Annotated in this window: 19 protein-coding genes and 3 pseudogenes; 9 read left to right on the top strand and 13 right to left on the bottom strand. The window is 60.2% G+C overall.

Annotation, left to right across the window (positions count from 1 at the left end):
• Positions 1-443 (bottom strand): RNA polymerase sigma factor region1.1 domain-containing protein (locus WB528_RS07770; protein WP_423887834.1); only part of this gene is annotated, 443 nt, incomplete at its 3' end.
• A 435-nt stretch (positions 444-878) separates the two neighbouring features.
• On the opposite strand from WB528_RS07770, the gene WB528_RS07765 reads away from it, so the two are divergent.
• From WB528_RS07765 to groL, 4 genes are all read left to right on the top strand, one after another.
• Positions 879-1,190 (top strand): hypothetical protein, encoded by a 312-nt coding sequence (locus WB528_RS07765; protein WP_423887833.1) that lies wholly within the window; start codon positions 879-881, stop codon positions 1,188-1,190.
• Positions 1,191-1,271: 81 nt separating this feature from the next.
• Complete coding sequence (locus WB528_RS07760; RefSeq protein ID WP_423887832.1) at positions 1,272-1,781, top strand: phasin; 510 nt, start codon at positions 1,272-1,274, stop codon at positions 1,779-1,781.
• Positions 1,782-1,881: 100 nt separating this feature from the next.
• Positions 1,882-2,196 (top strand): co-chaperone GroES, encoded by a 315-nt coding sequence (locus WB528_RS07755; RefSeq protein WP_423887831.1) that lies wholly within the window; start codon positions 1,882-1,884, stop codon positions 2,194-2,196.
• Between the two features lie 40 nt (positions 2,197-2,236).
• Positions 2,237-3,883, top strand: coding sequence for a chaperonin GroEL (gene groL / locus WB528_RS07750; RefSeq protein ID WP_423887830.1), 1,647 nt, complete (start codon positions 2,237-2,239; stop codon positions 3,881-3,883).
• 349 nt (positions 3,884-4,232) lie between these two features.
• Here the strand turns inward: groL and WB528_RS07745 are convergent, their stop codons facing one another.
• Together WB528_RS07745 and WB528_RS07740 are read right to left on the bottom strand one after the other, a co-directional pair.
• A complete protein-coding gene (locus WB528_RS07745; RefSeq protein ID WP_423887829.1) occupies positions 4,233-4,754 on the bottom strand; it encodes a LuxR C-terminal-related transcriptional regulator in 522 nt (173 codons plus the stop codon).
• A 48-nt stretch (positions 4,755-4,802) separates the two neighbouring features.
• Complete coding sequence (locus tag WB528_RS07740; protein ID WP_423887828.1) at positions 4,803-5,714, bottom strand: S1C family serine protease; 912 nt, start codon at positions 5,712-5,714, stop codon at positions 4,803-4,805.
• 396 nt (positions 5,715-6,110) lie between these two features.
• Here WB528_RS07740 and WB528_RS07735 point away from each other — a divergent pair, with 396 nt between their 5' ends.
• Positions 6,111-6,356, top strand: coding sequence for a hypothetical protein (locus WB528_RS07735; RefSeq protein WP_423887827.1), 246 nt, complete (start codon positions 6,111-6,113; stop codon positions 6,354-6,356).
• 550 nt (positions 6,357-6,906) lie between these two features.
• Positions 6,907-7,260: a hypothetical protein gene (locus tag WB528_RS07730; RefSeq protein ID WP_423887826.1), complete on the top strand. Its 354-nt coding sequence runs from the start codon at positions 6,907-6,909 to the stop codon at positions 7,258-7,260.
• 131 nt (positions 7,261-7,391) lie between these two features.
• Here WB528_RS07730 and WB528_RS07725 read toward each other — a convergent pair whose 3' ends face one another.
• The 6 genes and pseudogenes from WB528_RS07725 to WB528_RS07700 all read right to left on the bottom strand — a co-directional run bounded on the left by WB528_RS07725 (position 7,392) and on the right by WB528_RS07700 (position 10,962).
• Positions 7,392-7,562, bottom strand: coding sequence for a phasin family protein (locus WB528_RS07725; protein WP_423887825.1), 171 nt, complete (start codon positions 7,560-7,562; stop codon positions 7,392-7,394).
• Positions 7,563-8,426: 864 nt separating this feature from the next.
• Positions 8,427-8,699, bottom strand: a complete 273-nt coding sequence (locus WB528_RS07720) for a hypothetical protein (RefSeq protein WP_423887824.1) — start codon at positions 8,697-8,699, stop codon at positions 8,427-8,429.
• A 10-nt stretch (positions 8,700-8,709) separates the two neighbouring features.
• A pseudogene (locus WB528_RS07715) lies at positions 8,710-9,030 on the bottom strand (ClpX C4-type zinc finger protein); the annotation flags it as partial.
• A 258-nt stretch (positions 9,031-9,288) separates the two neighbouring features.
• On the bottom strand, positions 9,289-9,705 hold the full coding sequence (locus WB528_RS07710) for a hypothetical protein (protein WP_423887823.1): 417 nt from the start codon (positions 9,703-9,705) through the stop codon (positions 9,289-9,291).
• Positions 9,706-9,999: 294 nt separating this feature from the next.
• Positions 10,000-10,325, bottom strand: a pseudogene (gene fdxA / locus WB528_RS07705) (ferredoxin FdxA); the annotation flags it as partial.
• Between the two features lie 34 nt (positions 10,326-10,359).
• Positions 10,360-10,962 (bottom strand): MarR family winged helix-turn-helix transcriptional regulator, encoded by a 603-nt coding sequence (locus tag WB528_RS07700; protein WP_423887822.1) that lies wholly within the window; start codon positions 10,960-10,962, stop codon positions 10,360-10,362.
• Between the two features lie 96 nt (positions 10,963-11,058).
• Between WB528_RS07700 and rpoH the strand changes: the two genes are divergently transcribed.
• Positions 11,059-11,958, top strand: coding sequence for an RNA polymerase sigma factor RpoH (gene rpoH / locus WB528_RS07695; RefSeq protein ID WP_423887821.1), 900 nt, complete (start codon positions 11,059-11,061; stop codon positions 11,956-11,958).
• 3 nt (positions 11,959-11,961) lie between these two features.
• On the opposite strand, the gene WB528_RS07690 is transcribed toward rpoH, so the two are convergent.
• The 4 genes from WB528_RS07690 to WB528_RS07675 form a co-directional block, all read right to left on the bottom strand.
• Positions 11,962-13,113, bottom strand: coding sequence for a class I SAM-dependent methyltransferase (locus WB528_RS07690; protein WP_423887820.1), 1,152 nt, complete (start codon positions 13,111-13,113; stop codon positions 11,962-11,964).
• A gap of 50 nt (positions 13,114-13,163) precedes the next feature.
• Complete coding sequence (locus WB528_RS07685) at positions 13,164-13,712, bottom strand: hypothetical protein (protein ID WP_423887819.1); 549 nt, start codon at positions 13,710-13,712, stop codon at positions 13,164-13,166.
• Between the two features lie 1,040 nt (positions 13,713-14,752).
• Positions 14,753-14,956: a hypothetical protein gene (locus WB528_RS07680; protein WP_423887818.1), complete on the bottom strand. Its 204-nt coding sequence runs from the start codon at positions 14,954-14,956 to the stop codon at positions 14,753-14,755.
• A 317-nt stretch (positions 14,957-15,273) separates the two neighbouring features.
• Positions 15,274-15,492, bottom strand: a complete 219-nt coding sequence (locus WB528_RS07675) for a hypothetical protein (RefSeq protein ID WP_423887817.1) — start codon at positions 15,490-15,492, stop codon at positions 15,274-15,276.
• A gap of 619 nt (positions 15,493-16,111) precedes the next feature.
• Here WB528_RS07675 and WB528_RS07670 point away from each other — a divergent pair.
• Both WB528_RS07670 and WB528_RS07665 read left to right on the top strand, forming a co-directional pair.
• Positions 16,112-16,550, top strand: a pseudogene (locus WB528_RS07670) (DDE-type integrase/transposase/recombinase); the annotation flags it as partial.
• A 798-nt stretch (positions 16,551-17,348) separates the two neighbouring features.
• A partial coding sequence (locus WB528_RS07665) for a hypothetical protein (RefSeq protein ID WP_423887816.1) occupies positions 17,349-22,373 on the top strand: 5,025 nt, incomplete at its 3' end.

Below are 22,373 nucleotides of genomic sequence, written 5' to 3'. Positions count from 1 at the left end.
CGCGAGAGGAGTTCCACCGAGCCCATTTCGCGGAGATACATCCGCACGGGGTCGTCGGTGCGCTCGGCGGGTTCCTTGGCCCCGGACTTTGCCGGAACGGGCCGTTGCTGGACTTCAACAAGCTCGTTATCGCCCTCGTCGACCTCTTCCGGCTCCTCGCGGGTCGCCACCCCTGCCCCAGGTTGGGCCTCCTTGGCCTCGGCCTCCTCGACGCCCATTTCTCCAAAAATCGACAGTATTTCCTTGACTTGCTCCGAATTGGCCTCCTTCGACGGCAGCACGGAGTTGATCTCATTGACTGTGACGCGGCCGCGTTTCTTGGCGCTACGGATCAGCTTCTTGACCGCCGCGTTGGAAAGGTCGAGCAGCGGAAGCGGCATGTCCCCATTCTCGGGCGCCCCTCGCATGTTCTTTTCAGGGAGCGCCTTGATATTGCTTGCCATAAGTCTCTCCCTAACCGGCGTTGAGCCCGCCCCGGGTCATGTTCGGCCGAGTACCCAGCAGCCTAGAGATGGGCGGCTGTGCGTTGAGCGTCCGAGTCGCGCTGGTGCCCCGGTTCCACGCCGAGATCAGCGCCGCATGCGTTCATTTGTATAGTATTTCCTTGATTGTAAGACTCGTTGATAGAATCGAACTGCGAGGGAAGACCTCCAAACCGGGCAACATATTTCGTCTCATTGAGGCTGAACGTTTTGCAGTTGAATTGTAGGCGGTCGCTGCCTGCCTTCGCGAGGCGCTCAATTGCAAACAAAAGGGTCAAATTGAGCACTACCCCATTGTACTCAAAATTGGGGTAGCCATATCAGTTACAAGATATAGAAAGCTTGTTTGAAAGCTGCCTTAAAAATAGGGATCTACCGAAGTCTCCTTTGTCTTAGTTGGCAGCACCGGTGCCGTCGGTAGGCACAATAAAAACCTGCAACAACGATTTAGACCTGAGCTGGAAATCACCAACGGTCAAACCGGCTTGGTCGATGGCTGCTGCACACTGGAGGACAACAGTGACCGCTCCTCATTACATCAGTGACGATAAATCCGAAATGCGCGGCATCAAGCCCGGCTGGTATGCCGTTGAGGATGCCGGCGATCTCACTGCTGGACCCTTTTCCAGCCGCGAGGAATGCGTCAAGAGAATCACTCAACCGACGAATGGGACGATGGAGTCCAAGTTGCAACGAGGGGCGCACTGAAACACTTCTCTACCGACATCCGGCGTTGAGGGCGACGTCAGGGAGTCCAACCGGATCCGCCCTCTAAAGGATTTAAGTGTCATGACAGAAACCACGACTGCCACCAAGGCCAAGACTACAAAATACGGCGCCACCTCGTTTGGCATCCCGGACTATGGGATTCCGAAATTCGAAATGCCAACATTCGACCTACCGAATATGGAAATGCCGGAGGCATTTCGTGAGATGGCAGAGAAGGGCGTTGCGCATGCCAGGGACACCAACGCGAAGGCGAAAGTCGCCAGTGAGGAAGCATCCGATCTGCTCCAAAACACCTATTCGACTGTTGCCAAGGGTGCAACAGACTACAATCTCAAGCTTATCGAAATGGCCCGTACCAACACTCGCGCCGCCTTTGACTACGCTCATGAGCTGTTGGGTGTGAAGTCCCCGTCGGAGCTTATCGAGCTGTCGACCACGCAGATGCGCAAGCAATTCGATATCGTCGCCGCACAGAATAAAGAGCTTTGCGCGCTCGCTCAGCAGGTCGCGACTGAGGCTGCCGAGCCAATCAAGACAGTCGCATCCAAGGCATTCAATAAGGCCACCTGATCGCAGAGTCCGGAAATATCGGACTCACAACGAACAGCTTCCGAACAACGATCAGTCTTCTAAATCCGCCAGACCTTTGAAGAAACCGTAGGAGATACCAATGAAATTCCGACCATTGCACGATCGCGTAGTTGTCGAGCGTATTGATCCCGAAGCGAAGTCGGCAGGTGGCATCATCATTCCCGACACCGCCCAGGAGAAGCCCTCACAGGGCGAGATCATCGCCGTCGGCCCGGGCGGTCGCGATGAGGCCGGGAAGCTTATCCCGATCGATCTCAATGTTGGCGACCTCGTGCTGTTCGGCAAGTGGTCCGGCACCGAGGTTAAGCTCGACGGCGTCGACCTCCTGATCATGAAAGAGAGCGATATCATGGGCGTGCTCCAGGAAACGCTGGCCAAGAAGAAGGCGGCCTGAGCATACCCACCCCGAAACATGCATTCACGGAGTTAGCAAAATGTCTGCCAAGGACGTTAGATTTTCAGTTGATGCGCGCGACAGAATGTTGCGTGGGATCGACATCCTCAACAATGCAGTGAAGGTGACACTCGGCCCGAAGGGTCGCAATGTGGTGCTCGACAAGTCTTACGGGGCACCTCGCATCACCAAGGATGGCGTTACCGTCGCTAAAGAGATCGAGCTCGAAGACAAGTTCGAAAATATGGGTGCGCAGATGGTGCGAGAAGTCGCCTCGAAGTCATCCGACTACGCCGGTGACGGCACGACGACCGCCACGGTTTTGGCGCACGCGATCGTACGGGAAGGCGCCAAGTCCGTAGCCGCCGGCATGAATCCGATGGATCTCAAGCGCGGCATCGATCTTGCGGTCGAAGCGGTGGTCGAGGACCTAAAGAAGAATTCTAAAAAGGTCACCTCGAATGAAGAAATCGCCCAGGTCGGCACGATTTCCGCCAACGGCGATTCCGAAATCGGGAAGTTCCTCGCCGACGCCATGAGGAAGGTCGGCAACGAGGGTGTCATCACGGTTGAAGAGGCCAAGAGCCTCGAAACCGAACTCGACGTCGTCGAAGGCATGCAATTCGATCGCGGTTACATCTCTCCGTACTTCATCACCAACGCCGAAAAGATGCGCGTGGAGATGGATGACCCTTATTTGCTGATCTACGATAAGAAGCTCTCGGGCCTGCAGGAATTGTTGCCGCTGCTTGAGGCGGTGGTGCAGACTTCGAAGCCGCTCGTCATCATCGCCGAGGATATTGAGGGCGAGGCTTTGGCTACGCTCGTCGTCAACAAGCTGCGCGGCGGCCTCAAGGTTGCGGCAGTGAAAGCACCGGGCTTCGGCGATCGCCGCAAGGCCATGCTCGAAGACATCGCGATTCTCACCGGCGCTCAGGCGATCAGCGAGGACCTCGGTATTAAACTCGACAAGGTTACCGTGAACATGCTCGGCCGCGCCAAGAAGGTGACGATCGAGAAGGAGAACACTACGATTGTCGGCGGCGCTGGCAAGAAGTCCGACATTGAAGCTCGCATTAGCCAGATCAAGGCGCAGATCGAGGAGACCAGCTCGGACTACGACAGTGAGAAGCTGCAGGAGCGTCTCGCCAAGCTTGCAGGCGGAGTCGCGGTAATCCGCGTAGGCGGTGCCACCGAAGTCGAGGTGAAGGAACGCAAGGATCGCGTCGATGACGCGATGCATGCAACCCGGGCCGCGGTCGAGGAAGGCGTCCTCCCGGGCGGTGGCGTCGCGCTCTTGCGCGCGATCGCAGCTCTCAAGCATCTCCGTACGCACAGCGACGACCAGAAGACTGGCATCGATATCGTGCGCAAGGCGCTCTCCGCGCCGGCCCGCCAGATCGCGATCAATGCAGGCGAGGACGGCTCGGTCATCGTCGGCAAAATCCTGGAAAAAGATCAATACGGCTTCGGCTTCGATGCCCAGAGCGGCGAATACGGCAACCTCGTCGCCAAAGGCATTATTGATCCAACCAAGGTTGTTCGGGCGGCCCTGCAGAATGCGGCGTCGATCGCCGGTCTTCTGATCACCACAGAAGCCATGGTCGCCGAAAGGCCGAAGAAGAACAGTGGGGCACCGGCTATGCCTGGTGGTGGCATGGGTGGCATGGGCGGCATGGACTATTAAGCCCACCCCTCAACCGAAATGACGAAGGCCCGGGATTTCTTCCGGGCCTTTTTTCTTGTCCCGTCGAGCCTGACGGACAACTATTCGGGCTTCCGGGTCGCTCGGACGCTTCTTGCACCTTAAATCCTGTTTCTTTGCCCCTTGTGTCTGCCGATGAGCTTGCCCACCGGTTATGAGAAGCTGCCGGCGGATCGCCGCGCCAAGGGTCGCAAAATAAACGCGGCGAAGCGTTAGTTCAAAGCATCACGAGACCGAGTTGTGCAGCTCTCGCGACTGCCTCGGTCCGGCTGTCCGCACTGAGTTTGGCGAGGATGGCGGCAACGTGAAACTTGGCGGTGTGAAAGGAAATTCATAATCGACGTGCGATCGCTTTGTTGGAGGCGCCGTCCGCCATCGCCGCAAGGACTTCGAGCTCGCGCGGGGTTAGCCTTGCGCGGCCTGCGTCATTGCCATCGAGTGTCTCATCAGCATCCAAGCCTGCGTTAAGCAGTGCCGCCAGGAGTTCGCGCGGCAATACAGCAAGGCCACTAATGACCATCTTGATCGCAACGACAATTTCGCTGCGCTCCACCAAGCGCGACAGGATAGCTCGGGCCCCTGCATGGAGCGCGTCGAGGCCATCGTCATCGTTGTACCCGTCAATAAGAACCACGAAGGCTGTTTCTGCGTGCCGGGTTCGCCAGTCGGCCAACTGCGCGTGCGGCGGAGAGTCCGCGAGGACGGCATCGACGTGATTTTGATCGATCAGCCGGAGTATATCTGATGGATTGTCCGCGACGCCGACAACAGTCATGGCCGGATCGCCGCGTAGCAGCTGTTCGAGACCACAGCGTAGGACCGGGTCGGCAGAATAAATCGCGACGGCGATCATGGAGTATGGCCTTGTCCGCTTTGCGGCGGCTGCCATTCTGCCACACCCTTAAGCCAGCGGTCGCTCGCCGAGAACAATCTTGAGTGTCGTCGGTGCGCCACCGCGGATCAGTTGCAAATCGACAGCGCTACCGACGCTGTCCGGCCCCAGCAGATGCATGACGTCGCGCACGCGATCGATCGGTTTTGCATTCCAAGTCATGACGATGTCACCCACGAGCAGCCCGGCGCGCGCGGCCGGCCCATCCGAATCGATGCTCACGACGAGAACGCCGCGCCCGTTGCCCACAGGCTGTGTGTCATGGGTCGGGCGCCCGCGCCGCAGTGGCTGCAGGCCGGCCCCAAGGTATCCGCGAAAAACATGACCCTTCGCGAGGAGCTGATCGACGACGCGATCGATTGTCGACGTAGGAATGGCAAGGACGCGGCGACGCGGCCCCAGGACGGCCATGCCGACGACACGTCCCTGTGCGTCGATGAGGGCGCCGCCTTCGGCAGCTGGGCTGAGCACAAGATCCACGCGGATGAGGTTGTCGATAGTGCCGCCGCGAAGACTGTGCCAAGGCCCTCCCACGGTGGCGACGATGCCGAGGCTGGCGACCGGACCGGCTTCGTGATTTCCGACTGCAAGGACGACGTGACCCGGGCGCAGCTCTGCCGCATCGGCGGTCGCAACTGCGGGCAGCCCATCGGGCTGGAAGCGCAGCACAGCGACGTCCGTACTGGGGTCTCGACCCGCGAGCGAGGTCTCGACGAGGCGCCCACCGGGAAGGGTAATCTTGATGCCCTCGTCCTGCTCCAAAACTTCTTCAGCGGTGACAATGACGCCGGAATGCCAATGGATGCCACTGGAAGACCTTCGGCCACCGCCGTGAACAGCGACGATGCCGCTGCCCGTGCGCTCGACCAGTTGTGCGGCATGCTCAGAAAACGCGACAAGTGGATTGATAGGTTCGGCCATTAGCGCGTGCTCCAAAACAGAAGTGCATTGCCGGGATATGGCATCGCCGCGTAGTGGCGGCTACTGGCCAGATGGCCAGGTTGAAGGTTTCGGGGCAAGTGGGGGGCCCACTGAAATTGGAACCCACGTGTGCGAAAGCACGACGAGGAATAATCGATTGATGTTTGCCAATCTTCGTCCGGCTATCGCAGTGATGTCGCGCTTCGACAGTTCCGAAGAACCGACGGTCATTTCGATGATCGCCGGTTAGAACCACCGTGGAGTCCGTAGCAGACCTCTATTTTGAGGCGCACTATCCGGCCTTGCACTTGGCAAGGTTAGAAAGGCGACCCTGGCGAAAGAAGCTAAGCAGAAAAATACGCACTGACGATGTCCGGACTGCTGAGGGAGACCTCCATGGCCATAACCTATTACGTTGCTCTTCCATTCATCCGCACCGAAGATGGCACGACGCCGGGTGAAGCACAGGAGTGTCAGAGTGAAAGCGCCGCGATCAGGCGAGCCGAAGGAATGTCACGGGACCCAGCCAATGCGGGTGCCGTGGCATTCAAGCGTGCAGGCGATCCGAATGTTGGCGAGTTTTCGGATGCGGTGGTACTGAAAAAGTTCGGCGATGTACCGGAAGATTTGAGTGAGTTGTGACCACGGCCTCAATAGGTTGATTTCCTCTACGCCAGTGCGATCACCGCAGCATGCTGTCGTCAGTGACGGGCAACCTCCGCAAAATCCATTTTTAGAGCGAATTTGAGCAGGCGATCGAAGAGTGCAGACTTGCGATAAAAGTGCCGAACCGCGAACCTGCTGTCGGGGATGTTTTCGCTGCGATGCTCCAGCAGTCCGAACCACAACAGTGGCTTTCGGCAAGGGCAAGACCGATACGCCTTGGCCCGCAGAACGCAAAAGCCATTCTCGGCATTATGGTACGTGACGCCTTCCGCCCGTGCGATTGCTGCAGACGCCCCACGAGGGTCGCGTGCTTCTCGAGGCTCGCGAAAGCGGTCTTCAGGCAGAGGAATGAAACCTCGCTCGTTGCGTTACCTTGAACTTCTAAGATTTTGTGTGATGCGAGAGGAACGCGAATGCGCTAATCTCCCATGAGGCTGAAGGGGCTTCCAACGAAGGAGTTCCAGCAATGTGTGACTTTAGCCTTCAAAGCGTACGTTCGCGGCCCGCGAAGGTCGGCGATAAGCTCGTGACGCGTGACTTCGGCACCGGGACACGCGGCTTCGCGACCGTGGATGATCCCGGACTGGCGGTGTGTGTGCTGCCGGGAACGGAACTGGCCTTCACCGGGGACGTTGCGTGCCTGCCTGCCGGCCTGCTCGGGTGGAAGACGAAGACAATCAACCACCAGACGGCAATCTTTCGACAGGTCAACCGGGACAAGTTGGCCGCGCATCACGATGCGCTCGAATTTCCGGATGGGCGCACCGTATTGCTGACGCTGCTGTGCGAGAGTCAAGGAGCAACGGTGCTTCAGCTGCCGGCCCAGCCAGCGACCGCGGCCGAGGCGAATGCCCAGGAACGCGTCGCCCACGTGGGCTGACAATTGACGGACCTGTGTAGGTCACTTTAGGAAGCGGCCTACTTTTTTACGCGCAAGACGAAATCCCGACGTGTTGCGGGGCAGGGAAAGACACGCCGAGGCAATGCGTCCACCTGGGGCCGACAGAGTTCTCAAGAGGCTTTTTTGAAAGCCGGGTTGATGCTTCGCGTGATCGGCTCGGCACTTTCCCCCGCCATCTTCTGACCGAGTGCTGCCAGCTCCTTGGTCTGTTCGCTCAGCATTTCGAACTGCTTGCGGGCGTGCGTCGTCCACAGCTCAACAATAGCCGCGCTCGGCAGCACGGCAGTTGGACGGCCGCCCCCTTCGAGCCACGAACCCTAATTTATCGCCTTTTGCGCTGCGGCGATGGAACGAAATGCCCCTTGGTGCGTTTCGGCACTGCGGATCCATACTATCGCGATCGGACATGTGGATTTCATATTTGCCGACGCCGTGCCCGCGCCAATCTGACTCCGTGTAGCAGCCATCACAAGTCCACCTAGGGACGACTGAGCTACGTCTAGCTTGAATGTCCAAACGCAACACAGAGAGACCAGACGATGGATACCTCAGAGAAATTTTTGAGATTCGCCGCTGAATGCGAGTTCATGGCCCAGTTTACGCACAATCCAAAGAACAAAACTGTATGGAGCGACATGGCAGAGAGATGGCTACGGTGCGCTGAATTGTTTGATCGCCAAAGCTCGTCGGCGCACGACGGTAATTCTACAAAACGACATCAAAAACCCACTCACAGCTGGGCTCACTAACCCCTGGCAAACAGCGGCTAAACATAGACGGTCGGGGCGAATTAGGCGCTCCAACACGAGGAGAATGACATGGCTTTTGCTCAATACTTCGTCGAGAGGCTAACCGCCCACAACGACGTTTGGATGATCAAGTTCGGGTGACGAAGAATATGGTCCTTACAAGAGCCAATCTGAAGTGGTATTCTTTGCGATCGATGCCGCCGAAAAGCGCAACAAACACGGCGAGAAGGCCGACCAGGACATCAGCCGCGGGTCGTGGTGAGCTTGGCGCAGTGGGCCGGAGTGTCTCTCCACGCCCCGGCGCTGAGCCCGCGCCGGATCATGGTCTGTCGTGTATGCCCGCCAGCGGCGGCCTCGCGTCCGATGATCGGATGTCTACCTCCGGCATAAGCGCCATTAGGTCGCCCTCGCGCCACCGGCGCGAGCGGCGTACATGTAGAGCGGCCCTGCGGCGCCCTCGACGACCTGCTGAGAGATTATGACCTCCGCGATCCCTTCGAGGCTTGGCAGGTCGAACATAGTGTCAAGGAGTATAGCCTCCATGATGGAGCGCAGCCCGCGCGCGCCGGTCTTGCGATCGATCGCCTTCCTGGCGATGGCGCCGAGCGCTTCCTCCACCACAGTGAGATCGACCCCCCATCTCGAATAGCCGCTGGCCGCCTTATTCAAAGTAGCCCACTACCTCTTCGTGGTTGACCTGGTGTTTCAGCCGCTTGTAATGATTGTGGACGGCGACCGAGAGCACCTTCTTGGCATGGTTCTGACCGATGACGTAGTCGTCGAAAACCTTGAGGATTTCCTTCGGCGTCGGAATGCCATCGCGCGATTGCGTCAGCGAGGACGTCTTCGCCTCACGGATGATGTCCATGCACAGTTCGACGCACTCGTCGCAGATGAAGACGGTCGGCCCGGCAATGAGCTTGCGCACCTCGCGCTGGCTCTTGCCGCAGAACGAGCAGTAAAGCGTGTTCTTCGATTCGCTGCCGCCGACCTTGCTCATTTCAGAGCCCCGACAAGATGCGACTCGTCCCAGTCGCCACGCCGCAGGGCCAAACCAAGCGTACGCACGATCCCTCTCTCTGAGAGGCCGGCCGATTGAGCCGGGGCCCTTCACCGAATCATTCACAGGGCCAAGGTATCTCCCTTGGCAATGCAGTTCGCTTACCCCGCGGCGGGTACTGGAAGCGCCATCGGCGCGCCGATGGGGCTCTTCCTATCGCTTCGACAGCCAGGCAAGTTCGATTAGCGAACCGCCCGATCAGGTAACGAGAGAACCGAACTTCTGCTGCTCTGCTTCGTTCGTGGCGCGCGGAGAAGCCGGCAATTGCAGCACGGTCGCGTGCTGTCCTTTATCCAGCTGGGTGAGCAACACGATCTGACCGTCGGGGAACTCCAACGCGTCGTGATGCGCGTTTTGCTCCTGCGTGTTGATCTGCCGGAACCGAGCTACCTTCTCACTGATCAGTTTCTGGCTCCGGAAAACCTTAAAAACATGCTCGCATTCGACTTCCGTCTCGAAGGCGACCTCAGTGCCAGGAAGAAGACACACCGCTACGGTTGGCTCTTCGACCGCTGCGAAACCACGAGTGAGAGAGTTATTGAACTTCGTCGTCACCAGCTTATCGCCGACCTTCGCGGGTCGTGATGCGACGAAATGCAGACTGTAATCGCACATAGAAGGTACTCCCCTGTTGCGAACAGCCGGGATGGTTGTCCTCCCGTTTAAAACCCATCATTTTTCCGTGGCGATCTTGTGGCGGTACGCCGCGCGGCGCGCTATACGCCTCGCGGGCGAGGCCATGCGAACGAAAATGCGGCCATGCGAACGAAAATACGGTCGATCTTCGTTGCCATGGTGAAATTGTTCTCAGGAGCCCGTGATCACCGCCGTTGCTGCGCCCGGTTGGATCAGTTGGGCCGATCTCGGGTCCGGCACCAATACGGCGCGGGCGTTCTCCGCCTCAATCACCGCGCCAGGATTTGGTGAGAAGTATTGGAGCTTGTCCGGCTTCCCCTCCCACTCCTTAGAGTCGGGCGGGAGCGCTTTTTTGACCTTGATATTTGGCCAGATTTTCGCGTATTCCGCATTCAGCGACAGCCATTTCTCCAGCCCAGGGTCCGTGTCTGGTTTTATGGCGTCCACAGGACATTCCGGCACGCAGACCCCGCAGTCGATGCATTCGTCCGGGTGGATCACGAGCATATTCTCGCCCTCGTAGAAGCAGTCACGGGGCACACCTCGACGCAGTCCATGATTTTGCAGCGAATGCAGCTGTCATTGACGATATAGGTCAATTAAGTGTCGTTTCAGCAGATCGCAGCGGTGGACTCATTCGCAATGTTCGTCCTCGCGGCGCTTGCTCTTCGGCTGAAAATGGACGCAGAGAAGGCCAACGTCGTGCGGCTCGATCGGAACGCCGAACAATAGGCATCCGATGGTCGATCGGCTCGCGCTCGTCGGGTCGCAGTACGTCTCTCCACCGAGGTATGCGCAGTCCTGGCACACTCCGAAGTGCTGATGCGCTCCACTCGCAGCTAGAGTGGTCAGCACCTGGTGCAGGGCGTCGCGCATCGCGATTTGCTCTTGCGCGTTGAGCGAGTCCACGGCGCGCACCAGAACATCGAACGGATCGCGCGCAACCACTTCATGACCCTTGTCCGTCAAGCGGAGAGTTACGCTCCGCCCATCCGCCGGGGATCGCTGTCGGACCAAATACCCACCTGACTCAAGCGCCTTGATGGCTTGTGATGCGGTACCGCGGGTCGTCGCTTGAAATTCCGCGAATGACGACGGGGTCCGGGAGAACGAGTTGGCGCGGGCGAAGAAGCGCAGCGCCATCCATTGGGCGGGGCTGAGTTCGCCGTCATAGCCGTCGGCTTGCACGAGCCGCCCCACCAGCAGCAGGAGTTCCGCCGTTTCGCGCGCTGACATGATTACCTCTTCAAAATATAATAGTGTTTCGAAATTAACTTGACAACCGATCGGGTGCTGATAATTTCGTTTCGAAACTAATGGAGGGCGCTGATCATGACCTGCGCCGCAGCTTGGCCGATCCTTACGGCCGAATCGGGCATCAGCCATTATTATGAGGAAATCCGGCGGTTCCCGATGTTGGACCGGCAGGAAGAATACATGCTGGCCAAGCGCTGGCGCGAGGACGGTGATCGCGACGCTGCGGATAAGCTCGTCACCAGCCATTTGCGTCTCGTCGCGAAGGTCGCCCAGGGTTATGGTGGCTACGGTCTGCCGATCGCCGACGTGATTTCGGAAGGCCATGTCGGCCTGATGCAAGCGGTCGAACGCTTCGAGCCCGAGAAGGGCTTCCGGATCACAACCTACGCCGTATGGTGGATCAAGGCGGCCATCCAGGAATACATCCTGCGCTCGTGGTCGCTGGTGAAGATGGGTACCACCGCCAACCAGAAGAAGCTGTTCTTCAATCTGCGCAAGGCCAAGAGCCGCATCTCCGCGCTCGATGATGGCGATATGCGCCCGGACCAGGTCAGGCGCATCGCCAAGCGCCTCGGCGTCACCGAGCAGAACGTGATCGACTTGAACCGCCGGCTCGGCGGCGACGCCTCGCTCAACGCGCCGATCCTTGAGGACAGCGATTCCGGCGAGTGGCAGGACCGGCTGGTGGACGAATCCCCGGACCAGGAAACCATGCTCGCCGCGCGCGACGAGTTCGATAACCGCCGCAAGGCGCTGTCGGATGCGCTCAGTGTACTCAACGGGCGCGACCGGCGCATCTTCGAGGGCCGGCGCCTGGCCGAAGACCCGATCACGCTCGCAGAGCTAGCCGGTGAGTTCGGAGTCTCGCGCGAGCGCGTGCGCCAGATCGAGGTGCGCGCCTTCGAGAAGGTGCAGAAGGCGGTCAAGAACCGCGTCGCCGTGATTGAGACGCCAGTACACCAGCCGATGCACTAGCTTTCAGCCCTCTCCCGTGGCGGGAGAAACTGCCGATGGACGTGTAGGCGCTCGGCTTGTCGGCTTGTCGGCTTGTCGGCTTGTCGGCTTGTCGAATACCATCACCTTGGAGACGAAGGCCTTGACGCCTCGGATGCAGGTAAGACCACAACCTGAGGCGAGTGCGCTAAAGTCCTCGTTCGTGTAGCTTCTATAATAAGGCTCGTGATAATTCTGCGGAAAGAGTTCTAAGAGCCCTTCATAATCCAGCTGATCGCCGCGCTGGAGCGAATCCACCAGGACCAGACGGCCGCCAGGCCTCAGCACCCGGGCACATTCGCGAAAAACGATGCGGCGCACCTTCGGCGGCAATTCGTGGAACAAGAAAATGCTCGTCACCGCGTCCTGGCTGTCGTCGGGCGCGGGAATCGATTCCGCGTTGCCGACAACGAGATTGATCCGCGACCAGCGTTTCAGGTGACGCTTGGCGTGTCTGATATATGGCTCAGACATATCGAGCCCGAGGGCCGGAAGCCGCGGCCAGGCCTGTTTGACAAAATCGAGAAAACGCCCTGTCCCGCAGCCGATATCGAGAAGTCTCAACTTGCGCTGATCCCGTCCGGCGAAAGCTTCATGGAGCTGCGGCAAGGCCTGCCGCCGCGTCGCATTGGCTGTCCCGTTGAAGAGCACCTCGACCTGCGTATCATATCGCTTCGCCGAGTCGTCCGTCATCCAACCGCCCGACTGGAAATGGAAATTCTGCAGATAGTAGCGGGGCCGCCTCCCGCGCGTCGCCTCGCTCAGAACTTCGCTGTGTGCGCTGCTCTCGCGGCGCCGATGAATTTCGGGGAGATCCTCGAAGAAAAGCCGCGAGCGGTGAAGCAGTGTCAACAGCGATCCATCATGATCGGCGGGAAGCGGGTAAATGCCGGCTTCGACATTGGCGAGATCCTGCTGGAGCAGGATGGCCATATCTGCGTAGAGGCGTCTGCGGTCCGGCACGAGTGCATTGGTGCGGGCGCGCGGTCGCACTTTCTTACTATCTTGTCCTTGTCGCCGCGCCGCCTCGGATAGCCGGCGTACGGCAAGGCTGTGCCCGACATACCAAGCGACACGCGGCAATTGGCTGGCGCCATAAGCGACGCGCGTGGCAAGGCGGGAGAGCGGATTGCTCATGCGTCTCTTCCAGAGCACGCCCCCTTCTTCCAAAAGCTGTGACGTGAATATCATCGCGTCGGCGAACGTGCAAGAATCGCCAAGTCTTGTACTGTTTTGGAGGCGTCGCTAGCACGATCGCAAACCTCACATTTAGGCGCCCTCAGACGGCTCGTGCAATCGAAAGCGGTGACATGCAGCCCAGACGAGGCGGCGCTCACCCTCAATGCGACGTTGAGCCGGTCACAGAGAAACAGGTTCTTGGCTATGAGCTCTTGGCTATGATTTGCTATGAGCATGCGTCGCGACTGAATATGTCGGCGCCGAACATCACGACACTCATGAAACGAGCGTGGATAGGGCGCGACATCTCGGAGCGGTGTCTTGCGCATGTGATTGCGGGCGTCGAAGGTGTCTACGATCAGTAGGTCGAGATCTTCCTCGATGAAGCGCCCGAGGTATTGGCCGATCACGTCGGGAATTTCTTTCCTTAAATTCATGTGAGATTTCCCCTCGCTAAAGACCGAGACCATCGCGGCCGACGGGGCTAATCTCAGGAAGGCTTTCAGGATTGTAACGGTAGACTTTGCTGGGCTGCTTGTACGCAACGTCTCAATCATTTTTCGCTCCACGACTCCTTTACGGAGGTGAACAGAAGAAAGAGCAACAAGACCATATTCAGAATAATGGCAGTCCAACTCCATATAGTGCCATGGAACGTTTGGCTGAGAATGCCTAACTGAAATGCCGCGATGACCATAAAGAAAGGCCGCACAGCTTTACCCAGACGCCAATTCCACCGTTTCATTTATAGCCCTAGATGTTGTATGTCTTCGATGGAGCGCACTACAGCGTACAAGGCCCCAGCTGTCTCCGCTCTTTTTGAAACTCTTTCTGCTCGGGCGACTGATATGAGGGGGGCCGCTTCACTTCCAAAAAGTAGGGCCGGCCCACGTGCACGACGATGATATTGGGTGAGATAGGGCTTGTCCAGAAGGCGACAAAACTGGTCTTTGAAGGTGAGAACTACCTCAGCGCGCTGATGCGCACTCGGCTTGGCAAGTCGCCAGGTGACGCTCACCGCACGGTCGCGACAAAACGGCCGCGGCCGTGCGGGACTGCTTTGCTTTCACGAAGCAAGCGCTGCATGGTGAGATTGGCTCGGGGTCGCCGCTTCATTCAACGTCTGCGGCGCTGCATTTCACCACGTTTGAATCGATCTCGATGCGGCCGTCATCCAGGAATGAGGCCATCCCAGCGCGACAGTGCATAGAGGATCGCCTTCAATCCATTTGAAAACTGCGATGCTGACTGAATAAAAGGTGGCAATCATCTTAAGATTGAATACAGAAACCGGCGACCAAAAATGAAGCGATCATGCCGGTGAAGGTGACGATTAACTGCTCCGTGCAATCTCCCGAATTACTGAACGATGGCTAAGCGCGCAACCGACTTCTCCAGGATGTCGCCGCCGTCGAGGAGCGACGCGAACGAATAGGCTCCCACCCGCCGTAGGGTCATTGGAGGTGCGAGGACGCAAAATCTGATGTTGGTCAGTCCGTAGCATCACCGCCCGAACGATCGCCGCGTACTCACGGCTGGTGGCGGCACTTGGCACCCAACGTCAACCGCTCGGCTGTTGGCGCGATTGCAAGCATAATCAGTTATGAACTAGGCGACCTTTGTTGCGCCTAGAATAATCATTCGTCGTCTTCTCAAGCTCGACGGTCCAGCCGAGCCTGCGGCACAGCCCAATCAGCGCGTAGTCATCTTGGTGCTTGAGCACAACCGAGCCAGTTTCCGTATCTACGGCCGCATGAGGATGAGACCTATCCGGCTGCTCGACGATCTTGACAGTACGCATGACGACTACCCCCGTCCAAACATGCCGCCCCCAATTGTTCTCCCAGCTCGCCCTCAGCACTTGATAACGGACCAAAAAGATAAGCCCTGGTCTCGAACTCGTACCCGCAGTCCTCGCAGCACCAGACGTTCCGAACGCAACGCTCGCTGACCCACTCGGCCCAATCTGCTCCCAATGATCGTTGCGCCGCATTGGGCGCATGTAGTGCGTGACATGGGACGCCTCATCTGCGCCCCGACACCCATGTTATGAGGCTACGCCGCCAGCACGATTGGTCAAGTCAAGATTGCCGACCAATCGCGTGCGTGGTGGCACAATTACGCTGCCCGCCAGTGATCCGGTCTATTTCTATCGTTGAGGTGTCGGACACGAGCAACAAGCGGCATGTGGCGGTTCTTCTTCGCCCACTCGATTGCCTCGCGCTGCGTCTTGAACGTGGCGAGTACCTGGTCCGCATGGTCCTCTACAACGTAGTCGTCGATTGGATCACCCTCATGGCGACCTTTTGGACGCGCTTCAACGTAGACGTTCGCCATCATCGACCTCCTGATCGCCCTCGTTAGCTGACCTCCGTTGACGGGCGCGACCGATTGGTCCTAAAGGCTTCATCAAAGGTACGCCGCGAGCCCTGAGGTCGAGATACGCTTGCTCGATCATGCCGCACGGATAGCATGAGACGGATGGACCTTTATCTAGTTTGGCGCGTGGCGGTCTCGCGTTGTATCTCAATCGGTAGAGCCGTCTCACGGTGACAGCTAGGTTGTTGGTGAATGAGTGGTCCCATCGTTCGCCTAAAATCGACCGATAGTCGCGTAACCTTCTGACCGCATGAACGCAGTTTGGGTTGCTGCAAGGAAACAGGACCACGATACTCCCCCGAACGACAACAGCTTACGATGCTTTCCTTTGACGCCCCGTTGACCGTGCCGGAGCCTTAACGGCAGCTGTCGCTTCCTTCTTGCCAGAGATCGGCAGCAGCATCTCCCGCTGACCGTCGATGCGCTTCTTGCTCTTCTTGGCTGGCTTTCGTGACGGCTGTGCCGCACCGCCCTCCAGGTGAATGCTTTGCTCACATCCGTTCATGGCCCCAAGGAGACGAACTTCGTGGGAGGATGCTGCAACGCACATGAGCTGAGGTGTGATCGCCGAATGTCCGAAGCGCCTTTGTCGTTGGCGTGTGGTTTTCGGCAGATCAGAAAGTGCGGCGCCCTGGAACCGGCCGACCGGGTCCGCTGCTACGAGTGGGCCAAGCCTCGCGAGATGATCCATGTCGACATCAAAAAGCTCGGCCGTTTCAACAAAATCGGTCATCGCATCACCGGCGACCGCAAAGGCTAAAGCAACAGCCGAGGTGTCGGCTGGGAATTCGTCCATGTCGCCATCGACGATCATTCCCGCGTCGCTTTCGCCAAGGTAATGCCCAACGAGAAGAAGCGCAGCGCCATCGCCTTGCTCAAGGCCCGCTCTCCTACTACAAAAGCCTCGGCGTTAAAGTCAAGCGCGTCATGACCGATAACGGCTCCTGCTATAAATCCTTCGCCTTCCGCAAAGCCCACAAGCGCTCGGCCTTCGTCACGTCAGAACCAAGACCTACTATCAGGGCATCTGTTTGATCGGGGTGGCAGCGGCAACGACCCCATAGCTCGGGCGCCCTCCACCGGCGCGGTCGCTGCCGACTGAGCCGAGGCCATAACGCACAAAGAAGCGGCCAGCCGCGCCAGCGTCCATCGGCAGGTCTTGCTGTTGCGGAGCTCGATTCGCGCCGCCCCTCGCGCGCGCGCGTGAGGGTGCCTGAGGATGATTGGTGTTCTATCAGGGCATCTGTTTGATCAGGGTGGCAAAGGCAACGACCTCATAGCTCGGGCGCCACTCCCCCGGCGCGGTCGCTGCCGACTGAGCCGAGGCCATAACGCACAAAGAAACGGCCAGCCGCGCCAGCGTCCATCGGCAGGTCGTGCTGGTGCGGAGTTCTATTCGCGCCGTCCCTCGTTCTCGCGCGCGCCCGCGCGCCCGCCGTCGGCGCAGACCAGGCGATGCCACCATTAGCAGCGCCGGCCACCGCCCAAGCTCCATCGTCGCCCCGTGAAGCCGAGGCGATTTCCGACATCTCCACCCGCGTTCCCACAGAATTCGAGAAAGAAAGCCTCGTCGCGTCGTTGACGTCACAGGTCACTCATAAGAAGTCCCCCGGGGGCCGCCTCAAAAATGACCCTTTTATCTGCCAAAAAAGTCAAACTCTGAGCAGGCACGGGAATTTCAATTCTGCCTCCAAGCCTGCTGCAATCCCGTTCGACTGAAGATCGAGAAAGACGCGCGCGATCACTGAGGCCGGCCGTCGGCCCGCCGAGTTCGCAGCGAATTCAATTGGCGAAGCACCGCGAAGAGGTGTCGCTTGCCATACGATCTTGCGCTGTTCGATCTGATTAGCCCTTACGTGCTGCGCGGCGACACGTTCGGCCAGTGGCACGCGGCGCTCTCGGTCATCTACGTCAGCGAGCACACCGTCGCGATCGACGATGCCGGCATCGTCATCCGCGGAATCGGCAGGTACAGCGGCGATATCGGGCGGCCGAATTTCGACCCGAAGACGATGACACTGAGCTGGGCCGCTGAGAATACCGAAGGCCATCCCGCCAATGATCCCGGCCGGCGCGACCCGTGGATCGACATCAGCGACGACCAGATCGTCTTCGAGCTGAGCGCGCCCCGGGTCGCATCGCAGAAAGTCGCGGTCGCCGTCGCCGCTATCGGCAATACCGCGGGCTTCGCCGAGGCGGCCGCGGTGCTTAGCGCGTACGACAGCAACGCGCTGCATCCGCCGCCGTCAGATTTCGCCAGCACCGAGTTCACGCTCGACTTGCTGATCAGCACGGCGGTGCTGCGCCCACCGTTTCTGCGCGGCGCCAAGCTCGATCCCAGCGGCATCCTGGCCGAAGACCCGACCAAAGCTCAGGTCAAGATCACGCTCCCGATGATCAAGCTGCGGCTTCAGCAGGGCTCCAACGCCAACGACCCGATGGTCGCGACGCTGCTCTCGCTCGGCGCGAGCGGTCTCGACGACCAGGCGGACTTCGGCGTCGCCGATCTCATGACCATGGACCCGCCCTACGCCTTCATCGGTTCCGATGATTGCGTCGGCATCGGCTTCCGCACTGCAATACTCGATCTATCCGACGGATCGACTCCGCCGGACGTGATCGCGCAGTTTGGTTTCGACGACAGTTGGACGGGTCTCTACCTGCCGGAGCTGCGCATCTACGTCGCACCGAAAGGCGCAACGGGTCTCGCATGCGACGCCTCGGCGACCAACCTGCTGATTGGAGTCGGCGCGTCCGCGGGCCTTACCGGTGATTTCGAGGTCGCGATCGTCGACCAAGGGTCCGGCCCTGTCAAAGTGAGTGCGCGTTTCTACGACGCGACGGGCAACTGCTACGGAATCACCCGGCAGGACGACAACAGCGCAACGGTCACGATTCCCGACCACACCCGCATGGTGGTCGACATCGATGGCGGGCTCACGCCCTATACGTCGAGCGCAAAGATCGGCAATGCGGCGGATACATCCGGGCGGTTGTTCAATGTGGATTTCGGCTCGGACAGCTCGCTCACGATCGTCATCACGGCAAAGGGGTCGCAACCAAACGCAACCCCGACCACGCTGACGATCACCGCGGCGTTGAAGACTCAATCGGCATCGCCGCCGCCGGGAAGCCCGCAGGCTGCCGGCAATCTCAACGCGACGCCACAAACGACCTCGATCACGCGCGGCGGGTCGGCGGTCACGTCACCGCAGCTCAAGATCGTTTCCCAGACTTCGAGCACGGTGACCGTCGCGCTCGATGCCAGTCCGCCGCTCCAGGCCGACTGGACCATCAACGGCACCGACAAGGGCACCAGCGAGACCGTCGAGTTCGATTGCGCGCCCGGCGCCACTGTTCAGGTCAACGCGGTCGTGGCCGACACGCCGGGTGCCAACGGCTCGTTCACAACGTACTACCGCTTCGACCATCCGAGCAAGCGGACCGAGAGCGACCCGATCTCCTACGCGGTCGATCCGGACCACACGCGTGACGAGCCGGCGCCCGACCAGACGCCGACTTCCAAGTGGCCGGGCAATCAGGTGCAGGATGAGCTGTTCGCGCGGCTCGCCGACGTTCCGGCGGCAACGCCGATCACGATCCTGGGCTACGCAAGCTTCGAATCTTACGATAACCCCACGGTCGGCGGCACCGACTGGCTGCACAACAACGATCTAGCGACCAACCGCGCCGCGGGCCTCGCAGCGATCATCGCCAAGAATCAGAGCACAACCTTCACCGCCGTCACCGCCAAGGCCGACATGTCCGGCTGGGGACCCGCCCAGGGCGACCCGGGGCGAGACAGCTGGTGGAAGGCGGTGGCGACGTGGCAGGCGCAGACGCTTCCGGGCACGACCACGATCGGCACGGTCACACGGGCATCTGCTCAACCGCCGCAACCCGTCCCGGTGCCCGACAATCCGCAGGACGCCACGCCGCCGCCGCCGCCGTCGTGGTTCAAGAAGGTCGACGCCAAGGTCCGCGTCGTGCGCGACAACTTCGTCGCCGTTGAAGTCGGCGGCAAGTTCGATATCCAGACCCCGTCCGAGCAGCAGCTCGCGCAGGGCGGCGTCTCGAAGCAGCAGATGCCGACCTGGGGGGACATCCCGGCCAACAATCCCGCCGATGGAATCATCGATGTCCGCGTTGTCACTCAGATCGACGACGCCACCGATGTCACGTCGCTAAGCGTCTACTTCGGCGCCGATCCAGCCGATCGCGACGGGCTCAAATACATCGGTTGGCTGCCGCCCGCCCCCGCGCAGCTGCCCGATCCCGGCTTCGGGCAGAACTTCCTCGGCCTCGGCGTCGCGTTCTGGCCGCTCATCGCCACGGGCGCGGGTGCAGCCGCCGGGGATGCCGCTGCCGTCGAGCTCGCCGTCGATGCCGCGGGAATCGCGGTGGTGGCCGGGATGGCGGCGCTGCCCTGGTTCCGCGTCGAGCACTTCATCTGGTACGGCGGCGAACTCGACGTGCAGGCGAGGCGCGACGGCACCGATGCGCTGATGCTGGTCGACGTCGAGGCTGGGATCTCGGCCGAGATTTCCATCGGGTCGGTCGACATCGTCACAATCGATCGCAAGAACCCGCTCATCGTGCGCTACAAGGCGATCGGCTTCATCCTCGGCAACAAGGCCGGCGAATCCAAATTCCCGTTCCGCCCGTACTTCGATTCATCGAAGGGCTACACGATCGATGTGTCGAAGCCAGGCGCGATCACGGTGCACGACCCGTTCGACAAGATTCTCAAGATCCTCGGCGCCCGCCTCTCGCGCAACAATCCCTTCTACGTCGAGGTCGATCTCGGGTTTGCGGTCGACCTCGGCGTCGTGTCGATCGATCGGGCGCGCGTTCGGCTCAATCTGAGCCCGGGCGGACCGCCGGAGATCACCGCGTTCGGGGCCAGCGTCAATATTCCTGGCGCGCTGCAGGGCAAGGGATACGCCCAGGTCGGGGCGGACGCGCAGGGCAACTCGGTCATCGCCGGCGCGATAGACCTCACCGTCACGCCGGTCAACGTGCGCATCGCGGCGACGCTCGCCGTGGCGCAGATCTCCGCCCAGAACGGCGGTCCCGCTACCGGCATCCAGGTCTCAATCGAGGTCGATTTCCCGGTTGCGATCCCGCTCGCCAATTCAGGGCTCGGCATCTACGGCTTCGTCGGTCTTTTCGCGATGAATTTCCAGCGCGACCCGAGCCTCGTTACCAGCAACACCGTGATGGCGCCGGCGCTCGCGTGGCTCAAGGCGACCCACGGCGACGTGGCAAATCCCAGGTACTGGGTGCCGAAGATCAACAGCTGGGACTTCGGGGTCGGTGCCTTGATCGGCACCGAAGGCACCGACATCATCTTCAACATGAAGGGCATGGTTCTGCTCGAGCTGCCGGGTCCGAACCTACTCATCCTGATGAAGGCGAACGTGCTCTTCCCGATGCCCGAGCTACACGGAGACGCGGAGGGCTTGATCCTCGCCGTCATCGATCTCGACTTCGCCCGCGGCACGATGACGATCGGGCTTGCAATCGATTTCGTGGTCCAGCCGCTGATCGAGATTAACATTCCGATCGAGGCGTTCTTCGATTTCAACGACACAAGCGACTGGCATCTGTATCTCGGCCAGTACGACAACCAGGTGCAGGCGAAGGTCCTGCTGGTGTTCGATGCGTCCGGCTACGTGATGTTCTCCGGCAACGGCATCCCGGCGCACAACAAACTCCCCGCGGTCACCGGGTTCTCGATCGCGGCGGGACTGCATGTTTCATTCAAATGGGGCGCCGGTCCGGTCTATGCCGAGCTCGTCGCCGGGTTCGATGCCGTCATCGGCTTCTCGCCATTCCGCATGGCCGGCAAGATGGAGGTGCGCGGCAAGCTGCACCTCTTCATCGTCGATATCAGCGCCTGGGCTGACCTCGACGTCGATGTCGGCGAGGACCAAGCCCACAACAAGCTCTCGAACATTAGCGGCGACATCTGCGGCGAGGTCGATTTTTTGTTCTTCAGCGTTTCCGGCTGCGTGCACTTCACGCTGTCGGCCACGACCGTGCCGACCCCCGATCCGCCCGATCTCGTAAAAACACTCAAGCTGGTCAGCCGATCGCCGGCGCTGGTGATCGGGACCGGGGTCGACAAGCCGATCGACTCGGGCCTCGCTGACGCGATCGAGAGCGATAGCGGCGCGCCGCAGAGCGCTGTGCCGGTGGTGCCGATCGACGTCGTGCCGGTGCTGATGATGGTCGCGCCGCCGCTGCAGGACCCGAGCCTCACGTTCAACGGCCAGGCGATCGGCGGGACGCCGCAGGCGCCGAGCGACGGGTTCGTCCAGCGCGGCGACGTCTCATACAAGTACACGATCACCAAGATCGAGCTCACCGGTCAGCTCACGGCGGGTGCAATCCCGGCAACCTGGTGGAACACCAAGGCGGGAGATCAGGCCCTCGAGGCCCAGCTCGCGCTGCTGAGCTGGGTGCCGGACGCAACGCCGAAGGCGGTCGGCTCGAGCAGTTATCTCGACGAGACCACGACGGAGAAGTGGGGAACGATCTGCCAGCCAGCAGCGCCGCCAGCGCCGATCTTTTACACCTTCTTCTTCCAGCCACTTGGGCCCTCCGACTGGGGGTGGGATCCCTACGGTCTCGCCTATCCGGATCCCCCCAATACGGTCCGCTCGGGTCCGCCGGACATGAGCCTGCACGTGAGCGAACGATGGCGCTGCGGCGATCCGGCGGTCGACCGTATGCGTGGGATCGTACCGGCCGAAGTGGAAGGCGCGCCGGTCGTATGTCCGGTCCCCTCGACGGGCAACACCGGCGCGACTGCCAGCACCGGGGCGACGCGCGTC

This window comes from Bradyrhizobium sp. (assembly GCF_049586575.1).
In the GTDB taxonomy this organism is placed as follows: domain Bacteria; phylum Pseudomonadota; class Alphaproteobacteria; order Rhizobiales; family Xanthobacteraceae; genus Bradyrhizobium.
Note: the sequence above shows the minus strand (reverse complement) of the source record. Positions and strands in the feature narration are given on the sequence as shown.